This is a genomic window from Amycolatopsis sp. NPDC051903 (genome assembly GCF_044452505.1).
In the GTDB taxonomy this organism is placed as follows: Bacteria; Actinomycetota; Actinomycetes; order Mycobacteriales; family Pseudonocardiaceae; genus Amycolatopsis.
This window is the reverse complement of sequence record NZ_JBITBT010000024.1, coordinates 51,018-64,931: the sequence shown is the minus strand read 5'-3', so window position 1 is coordinate 64,931 and position 13,914 is coordinate 51,018. Positions and strand designations below refer to the sequence as shown.

The following is a 13,914-nucleotide window of genomic DNA, read 5'->3' as shown; positions in this document are numbered from 1 at the left end:
GTCGCGCGCGGCGGGATACAGTCGACCCATGTACGCGATCACGATCCGCGAACCCGGTGGTCCAGACGTGCTCGAGTGGACCGAGGTCCCCGATCCCAGCCCCGGCCCCGGCGAGGTCCTGCTCGACGTGGCCGCCAGCGCGGTGAACCGCGCTGATCTGCTGCAACGCCAAGGCAATTACCCGCCGCCGCCCGGGTCGAGCGAGATCATCGGGCTCGAGTGCTCGGGCACGATCGCGGAGCTCGGCGAGGGCGTCGAAGGCTGGCAGGTCGGCGACGAGGTGTGCGCCCTGCTCGCCGGCGGCGGCTACGCGCAGCGCGTGGCGGTCCCCGCCGGTCAGCTGCTGCCGGTGCCGGCCGAGGTCGAAACGCTCGCGGCGGCCGGGCTGCCGGAGGTCGCGTGCACGGTGTGGGCCAACGTCGTGATGCACGCCGGGCTGGCGGAGGGCGAGCTGCTGCTCGTGCACGGCGGCGCGGGCGGCATCGGCACCCACGCGATCCAGGTGGGCAAGGCGCTCGGCGCGACGGTCGCCGTCACCGCCGGTTCGCCGGAGCGGCTCGAGCGCTGCCGCCAGCTCGGCGCGGACCTCACGATCAACTACAAGGAGCAGGACTTCGTCGAGGTGCTGCGCGCCGAAGGCCGCGGCGCCGACGTCATCCTCGACAACATGGGCGCGAAGTACCTCAACCGCAACGTCGAAGCGCTGGCCGCCGACGGCAGGCTCGTGATCATCGGCATGCAGGGCGGGATCAAGGGCGAGCTGAACATCGGCAAACTGCTCGGCAAGCGCGCCAGCGTTTTCGCGGCGGGCTTGCGGTTCCGGCCGCTGGAGCAGAAGGCCGCCATCGTCTCGTCCGTGCGCGAAGGACTGTGGCCGCTGGTCGAAGACGGCTCTGTGAAGCCGATCATCGGCCAGGTCGTGCCGATGGCCGAGGCGGCCGAGGCGCACCGCATGCTCGACGCCGGTGAGGTGTTCGGCAAGGTGCTGCTGGCGGCGCGGTCCTAACGCAGCTCTTCCAGCACCCGCACGAGCTGGTTGATCTCGAAGACGTTGGAGTAGTGCGCGAGCCCGATGCGCACTGCTCCACCGACTTCGCCCACGCCGAGCGACGCGAAGACGCCGGCGGACCCGTCGTCGGCGAAGGCGCACAGGCCTTGCGAAGCGAGGAACTCCGCGACCTCCGGCGCCTTCTTGCCCTGCACGGCGAAGGCGAGCGCGGGGATGCGGCGCATCGCGTCGCCGATCACCATCACGTGGCGCAGCGAGCGCAGCTCCGTGGACAGCTGGGCGAGCAGGCCCGCGTGGTACGACTTGGCAGAGCCGAGCGACGTCACGAGCCGTTCGCGGCGCGAGCCCGACGCGGCGTCGTCGAGGCCGGCGAGGTAGTCGATGGACGCGACGACGCCCGCGAGCAGCGGGTGGGCGTGCGGCCCGAGTTCGAGGCGCGCGGCGCCGCGGGCGGCCGGGTCGAGCGAGACGGACGGGATGCGTTCGAGGAGCTCGGGATCGCGGAACACGAGCGCGCCGACCGACGGCCCGCCCCACGCCTGCGCGGACACCACCATCACGTCGGCGCCCAGCTCCTGCAGGTCCAGCGGCACGAACGGCGCCGCGTACGTCGCGTCGACCACCACCAGCGCGCCGACCCGCTTGGCGAATTCGATGACCGTCGGGACGTCGGGGCGCGTGCCGACCGAACCCGACGCCAGCGTGACCGCGACGGCCTTGGTGCGCGCGGACACGAGGTTCTCGTACTGCCACGCCGGCAGCTCGCACGTCTCGATGTCGATCTCGCCCCAGCGCACCACGGCGCCCACGCGCTTCGCGGCGCGCTGCCACGGCGCGAGGTTCGCCTCCTCGTCGAGCCGGGACACGACGACCTCGTCGCCTATCGTCCAGCGCTCGGCGAGCGCGTCGACGAGGCGGCGCAGCATCACCGGCGCGCTCGGCCCGAGCACGACGGCGGCCGGGTCCGCGCCGACCAGGTCGGCCACGGCCCGGCGGGCTGCGGTGACAATGCTCTCCGCACGCTGTGAGGCCGGAAACGCTCCGCCCGGACCCGACACCGGGGCACGCATCGCCGTGGAAACGGCCGAGGCGACCTGTTCCGGGACGAGCATTCCGGCGGCGCCGTCGAAGTGAATCCAGCCGTCACCCAGCGCGGGGAACAACCCACGGATACGAGCGACGTCGAACGCCATGGTGACACCGTACGGACGTGCGGTTTAGCGGTTACCGCGGGGTTCGGGTCCGGGGCCGCGGAGGGACTACCCTCGGGGGCGCACGTACGAGACCTGTTGACGGGGATGGAGCACATGAGCGAGCCGAACCGCCGCGAACCTTCCGACGCCGAGACGCCCCACGTGGTGGTCGTCGGCCCCGACGGAGTCCCGGTCGGCACCGCCCCAGTGAACGCCGAGGCCCCCGAAGAAGGCGTCGGTGACCTGGTCGAAGAACCGGCCAAGGTGATGCGCATCGGGACGATGATCAAGCAGCTCCTGGAGGAGGTCCGCGTCGCCCCGCTGGACGACGCCAGCCGGAACCGGGTGCGCGAGATCCACGAAACCTCGGTGCGCGAGCTGCAGGAAGCGCTGGCACCCGAACTGCGCGAGGAGCTGGAACGCCTGGTCCACCCGTTCACGGAGGACACGACTCCGTCGGACGCCGAACTGCGGATCGCGCAGGCACAGCTGGTCGGCTGGCTGGAGGGGCTGTTCCACGGGATCCAGACGGCGCTGTTCGCCCAGCAGATGGCCGCCCGCGTCCAGCTGGAACAGATGCGGCGCGGGCTGCCGGCCGGCCCGTCGGGAATGCCCGGGCGGCCAGGGGCGGATGGTCATGTGCCGGGGATCAGTGGGACTGGGCAGTATCTCTGAGGGCGGTTGGGATCTCCGATCTCTGAGGTTGGCTGTCTGAGGTTGGCTGTCTGAGTTTTTGGCGCGAGGGGACCGTTCGCTGGGCGAATGGGTCCCCTCACGCCGTTTGTGGGTGGGTGTGCCGGGGGTCCCTTTCGTACTTCCGGTCGACCGCGACTGGTCCACTCGCGCTGTCGCCCAGCCGCGAACGGTCCCACCACGCCACCAATCCGGCGCGAACGGTCCCCTCACGCCATTGATCCGGCGCGAATGGTCCCTTCCCGCCGCCGGTCCTTCGCGAACCGTCCGTACGCGCGATCGGCTGGCCGCGACTGTTCCCGTTACGCCACCGATCCGGCGCGAAGAGTCCAGTCGCACTCGCCGCAAGGCTGAAAAGGACCGGTCGCCCGCCTCCCTGATCACGAACGGTCCGTTCGCACCTCGCGCGCGGCCGTGAACGGTCCCTTCGCGCGGCGCGGCAGCAGCCCGCGCCCGGCGGGGTCTCTCACCAGCGGTCCGCTCGCTCGCCGTGCCGGTAGCCAACGGTCCCCGTCGCGCCTTGCGCGAGCGGTCACTTCGCACCGCCAGGCCATGCGCGAGAAGTCCAGTCGCACCGCCGACGAGCGCGAACGGTCCCTTCGCGCGGTAGACGCGGGCACGAACGGTCCCCTCGCGCAGCGGCGGCGAGCACGAGAGGTCCACCCGCGCCTCGCGTAGTCGCGAGAGATCCAGTCGCACCCTCGGGCTGGTGCGCGAGCGGTCCAGCCGCACCTTCGGGCTGGTGCGCGAGAGGTCCACTCTCACCCTCCGGCTCGGCACGAGAGATCCAGTCGCACCTTCGGACTGGTGCGCGAGAAGTCCACCCGCGCCTCGCGTAGTCGCGAGCGGACCAGTCGCACCCCCGGGCTGGGCACGAGCGGTCCACTCTCACCTTCGGGCTGTTGCGCGAGCGGTCCAGTCGCACCCCCGGGCTGGTGCGCGAGAAGTCCACCCGCACCTCGCGTAGTCGCGAACGGTCCAGTCGCGCCCTCGGGCTGGTGCGCGACGGTCAGGTCGCGCCGGCGGCTGGGCGCGAAAGGTCCCTTTGGGGCGGTATCGGCAGGCGCGAACGGTCACTTCGCGCTGCGGCGTTCGCGAGAGGTCCAGTCACGCGGGCGGTGGTGCGCGAGGGCTCCAGTCGCGCAGGTGAGGGGTCCAGTCGCGCGGTAGCGGCAGGTACGAAAGGTCCCTTCGCGCGGCGGTCTCTTCGCGCTGCGGCGAGGGGCGGGGGTCCGTGCGCACCGCTGATCCGGCGCGAACGGTCCCCTCGCACACCGCGAGGCTGGAAAGGACCGCTCGCCAGCCTCGCTGATCGCGAACGGTCCGTTCGTGCCTCACGTCGTCGCGAACGGTCCCGTGGTGCCGGGTGTCACAAGGCGCTGAAGAACTTCCGGATGTCGCCGATCAGTGCGTCCGGTTGTTCGAGGGCCGGGAAGTGGCCGCCGGTGGGGAAGGTGGACCAGTGGACGATGGTGTTCTCCCGTTCGGCGAGGGCGCGGACCGGCAGGCCGATGTCGTCGGGGAAGACGGCGACGCCCGTGGGCGCGGTGTTCGGTGGGACCGGGGCGCCCCACGGGGCCTCGAGGGCGGCGTAGATGCGGGCCGACGAGTTGGCGGTGCCGGTGAACCAGTAGATGGAGACGTCGGTGAGCAGGTCGTCGCGGTCGATGAGGTCGTGGGTGGTGTTGGAGAAGGAGCGGAACTTCTCCGCGATCCACGCCAGCTGGCCCGCCGGCGAATCAGTCAGGCCGTACGCAAGCGTTTGCGGCTTCGTGGCCTGGATCATCGCGTAGCCGGTCCCCGTGACCTGGAAGGCGCGCGACTTCTCCAGCGAACGCTCGGCCACCGCCAATGAAGCGCCGGTCAGGCCGTCGAGATCCGCCGACGAGCGCGCGACCGCGGTGGGCAGCATCGTCACGTGCACCCCCAGCACCCGCGCCGGGAACTGCACCCCCAATTCCCGCGAGATCAGCGCCCCCCAGTCGCCGCCGTGCGTCCCGAACCGCGGGTAGCCCAGCCCGGTCATCAGCTCGGCCCACGCGCGCGCCCCGCGCGCCGGCCCCCAGCCGCGGTCGCGGGTCGGGCCGGAGAAGCCGAAGCCGGGGATCGAGGGGACCACGAGGTGGAACGCGGTGCGCGGGTCCCCGCCGTACGCGCGGGGGTCCGCGAGCGGTCCGATCACGTCCAGGAACTCCACCACCGAGCCCGGCCAGCCGTGCGTCAGGAGCAACGGCGTGGCGTCCTCCTCGGGCGAGCGGACGTGCAGGAAGTGCACCCGCGTGCCGTCGATCTCCGTCGTGAACTGCGGGAACCCGTTGAGCCGCTCCTCGGCCGCCCGCCAGTCGAACCGGAGGCGCCAGTGCTCGGCGAGGTCACGCACCTCGTCCACGGGAATCCCCAGCTCCCAGCCGACGCCGTCGGGCTGGTCGGGCCACCGCGTCCGGGCGAGCCGCGTGTGGAGGTCGTCGAGGTCTTCCTGCGGGACGGCTACGCGAAACGGAGTGAACTTCATACCCGCAACGCTACGAACCATCGAGGACAGCAAGGGTCCTCGATCGCCACCGAGTTCAGTACGCCGCCAGCACGTCGAGCACGCGGTCGGCCCCGAGTCCGTCCACAGTGGACGCCGCGGCACCGGACAAAGAGGACCGCAACCCGGCGTCCGTCAGCAGCTCCAGCAGTGCGGAAACCACCGAAGGGAGCCGCTCCGCCAGCGTGGCCGCATCACCCAGGCCGGCCGCCAGCCCGAGGTCCAGCGCCGCCCGGTAGCCCGGCGCCTGGTTCGCCACCAGCTGCAGCGCGGCGGTCGGGACGCCGAGGCAGCAGAGTTCGAGGAAGGTCACGCCCGAAGCGCTCACGGCGACATCCGTCGTGGCCAGCAGGTCGAGCAGGCCGGGGTGCGGCGCGGCGACGCGAACCACCTGGCCTTCGGACAACTCGGGCACCACCGGCTCACCACGGACCACAGCGTCGGCGACGAACGGCAACCCGGTGTCCGCCAGGGCGCGCAGCAGCAGCCCCACCGTCGCGGCCCAGTCCGCGCCGCCCAGGACGACGGTCACGTGCGGCGGCGCGCCGAAGCCGCGGCCCGAGCGGCGAGCGCGCGCCCGCAGGACCACGTCCCGCAGAGCGGTGTACGAAACACCGCGCAGCAGCACACCTGACCCGTCCGCGGGGCGCGGCCCGGGCGTGAGCCCGGAGTCGACGACGACGTCGGCGGGGCGGCGGCCGAACGTGTCGTCCTCGATGGACACGAGCAGGGCGCCCGCGGCGTTGACCTCGCCGCGCACGTCGCCCGCCGAGTAGTGGTCCACCAGCACCGCGTCGAACCCGGAGGCCAGCGACTCCCACGGCGAAACCGGCCGCCGCGCAACCGACAGTTCGTCGAGGCGCGAAGCCAGCCACTCGGCGTTGTCCGTCCGGCCGGCGAAGCAGACGTCCCACCCCCGGGCGACCGCGCGCTCCGCGTACGCGACAACCCGCGAGAGGTGGCCCGCGCCGATCGTCGGCGACGCGTCGGCGCGCAGCAGCAGCTTCACTGGCCGAGCTTCTTCTGCTCGACGTGCGCGTTCAGCGCGACCAGGTCCGACCGCGACCGCAGTAGCGCCACCACCGCCTGCCACGACGCCGGCCGATCCCCCAGCGCGTCGACGACGGCAGCGATCAGCTCCCAGTCCTCCGGGGTGTCGAGGGTGACGCGCAGGTCGTCGGCCGGCGGCGTGACCACCACACCGGTGCACGCGTACCGCAGCGGCTGCCGGTAGATCCCCGACGTCACGTGCTCGCGGTCCGGCCCCTCGGCCTCCGCGACCTGCTCGGCCAGCACGGCCGCCCGCACCAGCTCCGCGTCGAAGCCGCGCGGCAGCGTCCGCACCAGCGTGGTGCTCACGTAGTCGAGCGCGGGCTCCGCGCGCCACACCGCGGCCAGGCGGCCGATCAGCGCGGGGTCGAGCAGCGGGCAGTCGGCGGTGAGCCGGATCACCGCGTCGGCCGGGTGCTGCTCCAGCGCGACGCCGAAGCGCGCCACGACGTCGTCGAGCGGGCCACGCGCGACCAGCGCGCCGCACCGCGAAGCCTCCGCGGCGACGGCGTCGTCGTCGGCCGCGTCCGAAGTGGCCACCACGACCCGGTCGACGCCGGGTGCGGCGGCCGCGGCGCGCACGACCCAGCCGAGCACGCTGCGCCCGGCGAGCGGTCGCAGCACCTTGCCCGGGAGCCGCGTGGACGAGGACCGGGCCTGGATCACGGCGTTGACGCCGAGGCCATCACGCATGGGTGACATGATGGCCTGCGGCAACGCGCCAGGACCCAGTACCCCAACCGCGGAGGTCATCGATGTCCGAGCTGGACGGCTCCAGCATCCTGCTCACCGGCGGGACCGGCTCGTTCGGCAAGGCGTTCATCACCCACGCCCTCGCCGAGCTGAACCCCAGCCGGCTGGTCGTGCTCTCCCGCGACGAGCTGAAGCAGTACGAAGCCCGCCAGCTGTTCGACGACGACCCACGGCTGCGCTGGTTCATCGGCGACGTCCGCGACCGCCGCCGCCTCGAGCGCGCCATGCACGGCGTCGACTACGTCGTGCACGCCGCGGCGCTCAAGCAGGTGGACACGGGTGAGTACAACCCGTTCGAGTTCGTCCAGACCAATGTGATGGGCTCCCAGAACGTGATCGAGGCCGCGATCGACACCGGCGTGAAGAAGGTCGTCGCGCTGTCGACCGACAAGGCGTCGAGCCCGATCAACCTCTACGGCGCCACCAAGCTGTGCGCCGACCGGATGTTCATCAGCGGCAACCACTACGCGGCCACGCACCCCACGCGGTTCTCCGTGGTGCGCTACGGCAACGTCATGGGCTCGCGCGGCAGCGTCATCCCGTTCTTCCGCAAGCTCGCCGCGCAGGGCGAATCGCTGCCGATCACGCACAAGGACATGACGCGGTTCTGGATCACGCTGCCGCAGGCCGTGCAGTTCGTGGTCGACTCGTTCGACCAGATGCACGGCGGCGAGCTGTACGTGCCGCGGATCCCGAGCATGCGGCTCGTCGACCTCGCGCAGGCCATCGCGCCGGGGTCGCCGATGCACGAGGTCGGCGTGCGGCCCGGCGAGAAGCTGCACGAGGAGATGATCGCGCCCGACGACGCCCGCCGGACGGTGCAGCTGCCCGACCGCTACGTCGTCCAGCCGTACCTCGCGGGCTGGGGCTACGAGCCGCCCGCCGACGGCAAGCCGGTGCCCGAGGGGTTCGCGTACCGCTCGGACACCAACGACCTGTGGCTCGAAGCCGCCGAACTGCGCGAGCTGGTCGAGCAGTATGCCTGAGTCCCCTGCCGCCGACGCGGGAAAGAACGCGTTCCTCCCGTACGGCCGCCAGTCCGTCACCGATGAGGACATCGCCGCGGTCACCGACGTCCTGCGCGGCAACTGGCTCACGACCGGTCCCGCCGTCACGCGCTTCGAGGCCGACCTCGCCGAGCACACGGGCGGGGTCCCGGCCGTCGCCGTGACGTCGGGGACGGCCGCGCTGCACGTCGCCTACGCCGCCGCCGCGGTGGGGCCGGGCGACGAGGTGGTGACCTCGCCGATGACGTTCGTCGCCACCGCGTCCACCGCCGCGTTGCACGGCACGAAAGTGGTGTTCGCCGACGTCGAACCCGACACCGGAAACCTTTCCGTCGACGCCGCGGCCGCCGCGGTCACCGGCCGCACGAAGGTCGTCGCGGCCGTCGACTACGCCGGGCACCCCGCCGAGTTGGACGCGCTGGCCGAAGTCGCGCACAACGCGGGCGCCCTGCTGCTGGAAGACGCGGCGCACTCCGTCGGCGGCAGCTGGCAGGGCCGCCCCGTCGGCTCCCTCGCCGACCTGACGACGTTCTCGTTCTTCCCCACGAAGAACCTCACCACAGCCGAGGGCGGCGCCGTCGTCACGGCTTCGCCGGAACTGTTGAGCCGCGCCCAGGCGTTCCGCAACCACGGCCTGGTGCGCGACAAGACGCGGCAGCGCTACCCGGACGAAGGCGCCTGGCACCAGGAGGTGCACGAGTTCGGCCTGAACTACCGCCTCCCCGACGTGCTGTGCGCGCTGGGCAGCAGCCAGCTCACGCGGCTGGCCGAGTTCAAGAAGCGCCGCGCCGAGATCCACGCGCGCTACAACGCTTCCCTGGCCGACGTCCCGGGCGTGCTCACCCCGCCGGCACGCCCCGGCGCGGACCCCGTGTGGCACCTCTACCCGCTCCGCGTCCTCGACGGCCGCCGGCGCGCGCTGTTCGACCACCTGCGCGGGCTCGGCATCGGCGTGCAGGTCAACTACATCCCCGCGTACTGGCACCCGGTGTTCGAAGACCTCGGCTACCGCCGCGGCCTGTGCCCCAACGCCGAGGCGTACTACGAGCAGGAACTTTCGCTGCCGCTCTTCCCGTCCCTGACGGACTCCGATGTGGACCGCGTCGTCTCGGGGGTGCGGAGCTTCTTCGGCTCCTGATCGCGAGTCGGCCGGCACGGGCTTCGGCTGGTCCCCGCAACGCGCTAGTCCGGTTCGACGTAGCCGCCGAGGTCCTTGACGAGGCCGTGCTGATCGATGACCGGTTGCCGAACGTGCGGGGTTCCGGCGACCGGCAGGCGGATCGGCGCGCCCGTGGCTACGTGCGGCTTGCCGTAGCTGCCCGGATTCCTCAGGCGTCCCTCGCTGTCTCGCACGGCCCAAGGGCCGCCTTCTCGTCAACGCGGAGCCCGTCGCCGTTCCTTCTGTCACGGACTCTCGACGACGGAGTGGGCTTCGTGGCAAGCCCCCGACGGGCAGCCGCGTACGGCTCACCCGCGCCGACGCCGGACGGAGCTAGGCGCCGGGCTTCTTCGGCTCCTGATCGCCACTCCGCACGACGAGCGCGTGCCACAGCAGCACCAGGGGTACCACGAGCAGCTCCAGGACCGTCGCGGCGCGGAAGACGGGGTGGGGGGCGCCCGTGCGGCGCGCGGAGATCAGGCGGGGCACGCCGCCCGCGGCGGCGGTGGCGAGGACGAGCCGCGTGGTGGCGGCGCGTTTCTCCGGGCGGCGGAGCGACCACCAGAGCGCCAGGCCGGCGGCGGTCCAGAACGTGTTCACGAACCGGTACTCGCTGTCGACGCTCGGGGTGGTCGGGGCGCCGCCCGGGGCGCGGTCCGGGCCGCCGAGGATGCCGGTCAGGCCGCTGGCCACGGGGATCGCGCCGAGGACACCGAGGACGGTCAGCAACGCCTTGCGGGACTTCGCGCCTGCCATGCGGCCGAGCCTAGATCAGGTCCCACGTCAGGGCGGTGCCTTTCGCCGCAGCCACGCGGAACGTCCGGCCCAGCACGTTCGTGATCTCGGCCGGCGCCAAACCGCCGGCGGGGCGGATGGAGCGGACGTTCGCGGGTGTCACCTCGTCGCCGGCGCGGACGTCCGCCACGACGTACAGCGAGCGGCGCAGGCGCAGGCCTTCCTTTTCGCTCTCGCGCGGGCCGATGACCGGACGGCCGAGCGCCTCCCACGCGCGGTGGCTCTCCACCACGAGAGCGGCCAGCTCGGCGGGCTCCAGCGAGAACTCCGAGTCGACGCCGCCGTCGGCGCGGGCGAGGGTCACGTGCTTCTCGATCGCGACCGCGCCGAGGGCCACGGCGGCCAGCGGCGCGCCGATGCCCGGCGTGTGGTCCGAGAGCCCCACGAGCGTGCCGGTCACGCCGGCGAGCACGGGTAGGCCGCGCAGGTTGCTCTCGGCGGGCGAGGCCGGGTAGCTGGCCGTGCAGCCGAGGACCACGAGCTGGTCGTTGCCGACGTCGCGGGCCGTGCGGACGGCCGCGTCGATCTCCGCGACGCTGGCCATGCCCGTCGAGATGACGAGCGGCTTGCCGGTGCGGGCGCACAGCTCGACGAGCGGCAGGTCGACGATCTCCGACGACGCGATCTTGTACGCGGGCGCGCCGAGCGACTCCAGCAGCTCCACGGCCGTCGGGTCGAACGGGCTGGAGAACACCTCCAGACCACGCGAGCGCGCACGCTCGAAGATCGGCTCGTGCCACTCCCACGGTGTGTGGGCCTTTTCGTACAGCTTGTACAGGTTTTCCCCGCCCCACAACGAATGTCCGTCGCCGATGCGGAACGCCGGGCCGTCGGCGTCGATCGTGATCGTGTCGGGGCGGTAGGTCTGCAGCTTCACCGCCTGCGCGCCGGCGTCGGCGATCGCGTCGACGATCGCGAGCGCGCGGTCGAGGTCACCGTTGTGGTTGCCGGACATCTCGGCGATGACGAACGGCGGCCGGTCGGGGCCGAGCGTGTGGGCGCCGATGCGGACTTCGGACATGGGTGGTGTCCTCCCGGTGGTGCGCGTGCGGGTCACCCCCGAGTCTTGCGCAGCCACCGGAAGCCGTCCTCGGCGGGCGCCGACTCGACGTAGCCCGCGCGCTCGAACAGCGCCGCCGACGCCGCGTTGTCCTCGTGCACCGCGGCCAGGACCACCCGCACCTCATGACGCTCGGAAAGCGCTTGCTCACCCACGGCGAGCACCGCGCGGGACAACCCGCGGCCGCGGCTCTCGGGCGCCAGCGTGATGCTCACTTCCCACTCCCCCGGCGCTTCGCGGTCGAACCGCACGGTGCCGACCGGCTGCTCACCGTCGGAAACCACCAGCAGCAGCCGGTCGGGCGAGGCCAGCACGCCGCGCAGCCAGCGCAGGTGGTCGGCGAGCGCGATCACGCCCGTCGACCGCGACGCCTCCCGCGTGCGCGGGTCGTTGCGCCACGCGAGCAGCAACTCGGCGTCGGCCGCCACGGCCTCGCGAGCCGCGAGCGGGCTCACTGGGCCGACGGCGCCAGGCGGTTGTCCTCGAGGCGGCGCAGCCGGTCCTCGTACCGGGCGATGCCGGCGAGGCGGACGCGGATCTGCGCGTGCTGGCGCTGGATCTCCTCGATGAGCGACCGCGCCTCGGCGACCTGCTTCGTGTCGGCGCGCGGCACCATCACCATCGACTCCCGCAGCGTCTCGAGCTGCGCCTCCTGCGCGGCGACGTGCGGGATGATCCGGTCGAGCTCGGCGCGCGTCCACAGCAGGTCGCCCCGGGCGTGCTCCAGACCGGACTCGGCCGCGTCGAGCCGGCGCCGGTGGTCGGCGGTCGCGTGTTCCAGGTCGTTGACGCGGTTGGTCAGGTCGCGGATGGTGTCGCGCATCCGCTCTTCGATGCGGAAATCGATGAGCCTGGCGATCCGGCTGACCAAACCGGAGCGGATCTTCTGAACTGCCATGGAAAGGGTTCCTTCGGGATTCTGGGAAAACTTGGGGTCAGCGCAGGAGGACCGTGTCGCCGGCGCGGGTCCACGAGTCGAGCAGCCTGCCCTCGGCGGCGATCTGGTGCTCAGGACCCACGATGCACGAATCTCCGGCGGCGTGCTCCCACGAAGTCTGGTTCGGGTTGTCGATGAACGAGAACCCGGTCAGGACCAGCTGCGCTTCGGGGAACGAAGTGCGCGCGATCCACGCCGCGAGCGTGCCGGTGGTCGACCAGGTCGACTCGGTGCGCGTCGGCAGGCCGAGCGCGTCGGACAGGGGCAGCACGACGTCGCGGTTCGACACCGGGACGAACCCGAGGTCGGCGGGCCACCAGCCCGGCAGCGCCTCCGGCTCCCAGTGCAGCCGGCCCGGCTCCACCAGCAGGTACAGGCGACGGCGGTAATCGCGGAAAACGTGGCGAGTGGCCCGCACGGCGCGGTTGAACACCACGGCGTGGACCTTGCTGCCGGTCGTCTCGGGGCCGTCGGGCTCGTCGAGGACGAAACCGTTGACGCGGATCACCAGGTCACAGTCGTCCACGGCCTTGGCCCGGGCGGGGTCCGGCGGCAGCGGCTGGTTCCCGACGACCGCGACGGAACGCGGGTCGGAACGCTCGGCGTACGCCGCGAGGAGATCGACCATCAGGCTCGCCGCACCGAGAGCAGCAGTCATGACGCAAGAAACTACCAGGACACAGCTCGTGTCCGGTGCGGTATCGACCAGGCGGCGCAACGGCTGGGCCGGGGCGTCCCGAAGACGGGACGCCCGGTCGGTACCCTCGTCCACGTGCATGCCACCAGCACGGTTCACGTAGCCGAACCCGAGGTCTCGATGCCGGTGCCACCTGCGTCGGACCGCAAGACGTTCTCCAGGGCGATCGCCGACATCAAGGACGGTCTCGCCGCCCGCGAGTTGTGGACCCACCTGGGCTGGCAGGACATCAAGCAGCGCTACCGCCGGTCGGTGATCGGTCCCTTCTGGATCACGATCAGCCAGGCGGTCATCGCGCTCGGACTGGGCTTGCTGTACTCGCAGCTGTTCAACCTGCCCATCCAGGTGTTCCTGCCCTACATCTCCACCGGGTTCATCATCTGGGGCTTCATCCAGGGCTGCCTTTCGGAGGGCATGGAGACGTTCATCGCGAACGAGGGGATGATCAAGCAGCTCCCCGCGCCGCTGAGCGTCTACGTGCTCCGCACCGTCTGGCGCCAGACGTTGCTGCTCGCGCACAACATGATCGTGTACGTCGTGTTGCTGATCATCTTCTTCACCGCGCTCGACGACAAGTACTCGCTCGGCACCAAGGACGGCGCCTGCGTGCCGGACAAGTTCTGCCACCCGGGCCTGAGCTGGAACATCTTCCTCGCCATCCCGGGCTTCCTGCTGCTGGGCCTCACCGCGTGCTGGGCCGCGCTGCTGCTCGGGATCATCTCGACGCGCTTCCGCGACATCCCGCAGGTGATCAACTCCCTGATCCAGCTGATGTTCTACGGCACGCCGATCGTCTGGCCGGTCGACCAGCTGGAGGCCGGGGGCACCCGCGACGCCGTGTCCTGGGCGCTGCCGTTCATCAAGGCGAACCCGCTCTACCACTACATGCAGGTGACCAGGGCCCCGCTGCTCGGCCAGGCCGTGAGCTGGACCAGCTGGGTCGTGGTCGGCGCGCTCACGATCATCGGCTGGGCGCTCGCACTCGTCGCCATGCGCAACTACCGCTCTCGCGTCTCGTATTGGGTGTGACA

15 protein-coding genes are annotated in these 13,914 nt (G+C 71.7%); 5 read left to right on the top strand and 10 right to left on the bottom strand.

Going from position 1 to position 13,914, the window contains the following annotated elements; translation table 11 throughout:
- Positions 1-28: 28 nt before the first annotated feature.
- On the top strand, positions 29-1,006 hold the full coding sequence (locus ACIA77_RS35310) for an NAD(P)H-quinone oxidoreductase (RefSeq protein WP_395890398.1): 978 nt from the start codon (positions 29-31) through the stop codon (positions 1,004-1,006).
- On the opposite strand, the gene ACIA77_RS35305 is transcribed toward ACIA77_RS35310, so the two are convergent.
- Positions 1,003-2,202, bottom strand: coding sequence for a cysteine desulfurase-like protein (locus ACIA77_RS35305; protein WP_395890397.1), 1,200 nt, complete (start codon positions 2,200-2,202; stop codon positions 1,003-1,005). The two genes, ACIA77_RS35310 and ACIA77_RS35305, sit on opposite strands and share 4 nt — an antisense overlap.
- Positions 2,203-2,307: 105 nt before the next feature.
- On the opposite strand from ACIA77_RS35305, the gene ACIA77_RS35300 reads away from it, so the two are divergent.
- Complete coding sequence (locus tag ACIA77_RS35300; protein ID WP_395890478.1) at positions 2,308-2,877, top strand: bacterial proteasome activator family protein; 570 nt, start codon at positions 2,308-2,310, stop codon at positions 2,875-2,877.
- 1,387 nt (positions 2,878-4,264) lie between these two features.
- On the opposite strand, the gene ACIA77_RS35295 is transcribed toward ACIA77_RS35300, so the two are convergent.
- Genes ACIA77_RS35295 through ACIA77_RS35285 form a run of 3 tightly spaced genes read right to left on the bottom strand, consistent with a single transcriptional unit; the run spans position 4,265 to position 7,168 of the window.
- A complete protein-coding gene (locus tag ACIA77_RS35295; RefSeq protein ID WP_395890396.1) occupies positions 4,265-5,407 on the bottom strand; it encodes an epoxide hydrolase family protein in 1,143 nt (380 codons plus the stop codon).
- Between the two features lie 55 nt (positions 5,408-5,462).
- Positions 5,463-6,434, bottom strand: coding sequence for a spore coat protein (locus ACIA77_RS35290; protein WP_395890395.1), 972 nt, complete (start codon positions 6,432-6,434; stop codon positions 5,463-5,465).
- Positions 6,431-7,168 carry a cytidylyltransferase domain-containing protein gene (locus tag ACIA77_RS35285; RefSeq protein WP_395890394.1) on the bottom strand — a complete coding sequence of 246 codons (738 nt, stop codon included), beginning with the start codon at positions 7,166-7,168 and terminating at the stop codon, positions 6,431-6,433. Before ACIA77_RS35285 ends, ACIA77_RS35290 begins: the two co-directional genes overlap by 4 nt.
- Before the next feature lie 62 nt (positions 7,169-7,230).
- Between ACIA77_RS35285 and pseB the strand changes: the two genes are divergently transcribed.
- Both pseB and ACIA77_RS35275 read left to right on the top strand, forming a co-directional pair.
- Positions 7,231-8,214 carry a UDP-N-acetylglucosamine 4,6-dehydratase (inverting) gene (pseB, locus tag ACIA77_RS35280; protein WP_395890393.1) on the top strand — a complete coding sequence of 328 codons (984 nt, stop codon included), beginning with the start codon at positions 7,231-7,233 and terminating at the stop codon, positions 8,212-8,214.
- Entirely contained in the window at positions 8,207-9,373 is a 1,167-nt protein-coding gene (locus ACIA77_RS35275; RefSeq protein ID WP_395890392.1) for a DegT/DnrJ/EryC1/StrS family aminotransferase, read from the top strand. The genes pseB and ACIA77_RS35275 overlap by 8 nt, the downstream gene beginning before the upstream one ends.
- A gap of 44 nt (positions 9,374-9,417) precedes the next feature.
- Here ACIA77_RS35275 and ACIA77_RS35270 read toward each other — a convergent pair whose 3' ends face one another.
- The 6 genes from ACIA77_RS35270 to ACIA77_RS35245 form a co-directional block, all read right to left on the bottom strand.
- Positions 9,418-9,588, bottom strand: coding sequence for a hypothetical protein (locus ACIA77_RS35270; RefSeq protein WP_395890391.1), 171 nt, complete (start codon positions 9,586-9,588; stop codon positions 9,418-9,420).
- 139 nt (positions 9,589-9,727) lie between these two features.
- Complete coding sequence (locus tag ACIA77_RS35265; RefSeq protein WP_395890390.1) at positions 9,728-10,150, bottom strand: DUF4345 domain-containing protein; 423 nt, start codon at positions 10,148-10,150, stop codon at positions 9,728-9,730.
- A 10-nt stretch (positions 10,151-10,160) separates the two neighbouring features.
- Positions 10,161-11,210 (bottom strand): pseudaminic acid synthase, encoded by a 1,050-nt coding sequence (gene pseI, locus ACIA77_RS35260; RefSeq protein ID WP_395890389.1) that lies wholly within the window; start codon positions 11,208-11,210, stop codon positions 10,161-10,163.
- A 32-nt stretch (positions 11,211-11,242) separates the two neighbouring features.
- The gene (locus ACIA77_RS35255; protein ID WP_395890388.1) at positions 11,243-11,704 is read right to left on the bottom strand and encodes a GNAT family N-acetyltransferase; all 462 of its coding nucleotides are present in this window, start codon (positions 11,702-11,704) and stop codon (positions 11,243-11,245) included.
- Complete coding sequence (locus ACIA77_RS35250) at positions 11,701-12,147, bottom strand: hypothetical protein (protein WP_395890387.1); 447 nt, start codon at positions 12,145-12,147, stop codon at positions 11,701-11,703. The genes ACIA77_RS35255 and ACIA77_RS35250 overlap by 4 nt, the downstream gene beginning before the upstream one ends.
- Before the next feature lie 37 nt (positions 12,148-12,184).
- Complete coding sequence (locus ACIA77_RS35245) at positions 12,185-12,814, bottom strand: hypothetical protein (RefSeq protein WP_395890477.1); 630 nt, start codon at positions 12,812-12,814, stop codon at positions 12,185-12,187.
- A gap of 144 nt (positions 12,815-12,958) precedes the next feature.
- Between ACIA77_RS35245 and ACIA77_RS35240 the strand changes: the two genes are divergently transcribed.
- Positions 12,959-13,912, top strand: coding sequence for an ABC transporter permease (locus ACIA77_RS35240; protein ID WP_395890386.1), 954 nt, complete (start codon positions 12,959-12,961; stop codon positions 13,910-13,912).
- Positions 13,913-13,914 lie beyond the last annotated feature (2 nt).

Excerpts from the sequence above, each read along its gene's own strand:
- ACIA77_RS35245 (WP_395890477.1), bottom strand. The coding sequence starts at position 12,814 with ATGGTCGATCTCCTCGCGGCGTACGCCGAGCGTTCCGACCCGCGTTCC.
- ACIA77_RS35310 (WP_395890398.1), top strand. The coding sequence starts at position 29 with ATGTACGCGATCACGATCCGCGAACCCGGTGGTCCAGACGTGCTCGAG.
- ACIA77_RS35250 (WP_395890387.1), bottom strand. The coding sequence starts at position 12,147 with ATGGCAGTTCAGAAGATCCGCTCCGGTTTGGTCAGCCGGATCGCCAGG.
- pseI (WP_395890389.1), bottom strand. The coding sequence starts at position 11,210 with ATGTCCGAAGTCCGCATCGGCGCCCACACGCTCGGCCCCGACCGGCCG.
- ACIA77_RS35265 (WP_395890390.1), bottom strand. The coding sequence starts at position 10,150 with ATGGCAGGCGCGAAGTCCCGCAAGGCGTTGCTGACCGTCCTCGGTGTC.
- ACIA77_RS35305 (WP_395890397.1), bottom strand. The coding sequence starts at position 2,202 with ATGGCGTTCGACGTCGCTCGTATCCGTGGGTTGTTCCCCGCGCTGGGT.
- ACIA77_RS35300 (WP_395890478.1), top strand. The coding sequence starts at position 2,308 with ATGGAGCACATGAGCGAGCCGAACCGCCGCGAACCTTCCGACGCCGAG.
- ACIA77_RS35295 (WP_395890396.1), bottom strand. The coding sequence starts at position 5,407 with ATGAAGTTCACTCCGTTTCGCGTAGCCGTCCCGCAGGAAGACCTCGAC.
- pseB (WP_395890393.1), top strand. The coding sequence starts at position 7,231 with ATGTCCGAGCTGGACGGCTCCAGCATCCTGCTCACCGGCGGGACCGGC.
- ACIA77_RS35275 (WP_395890392.1), top strand. The coding sequence starts at position 8,207 with ATGCCTGAGTCCCCTGCCGCCGACGCGGGAAAGAACGCGTTCCTCCCG.
- ACIA77_RS35285 (WP_395890394.1), bottom strand. The coding sequence starts at position 7,168 with ATGCGTGATGGCCTCGGCGTCAACGCCGTGATCCAGGCCCGGTCCTCG.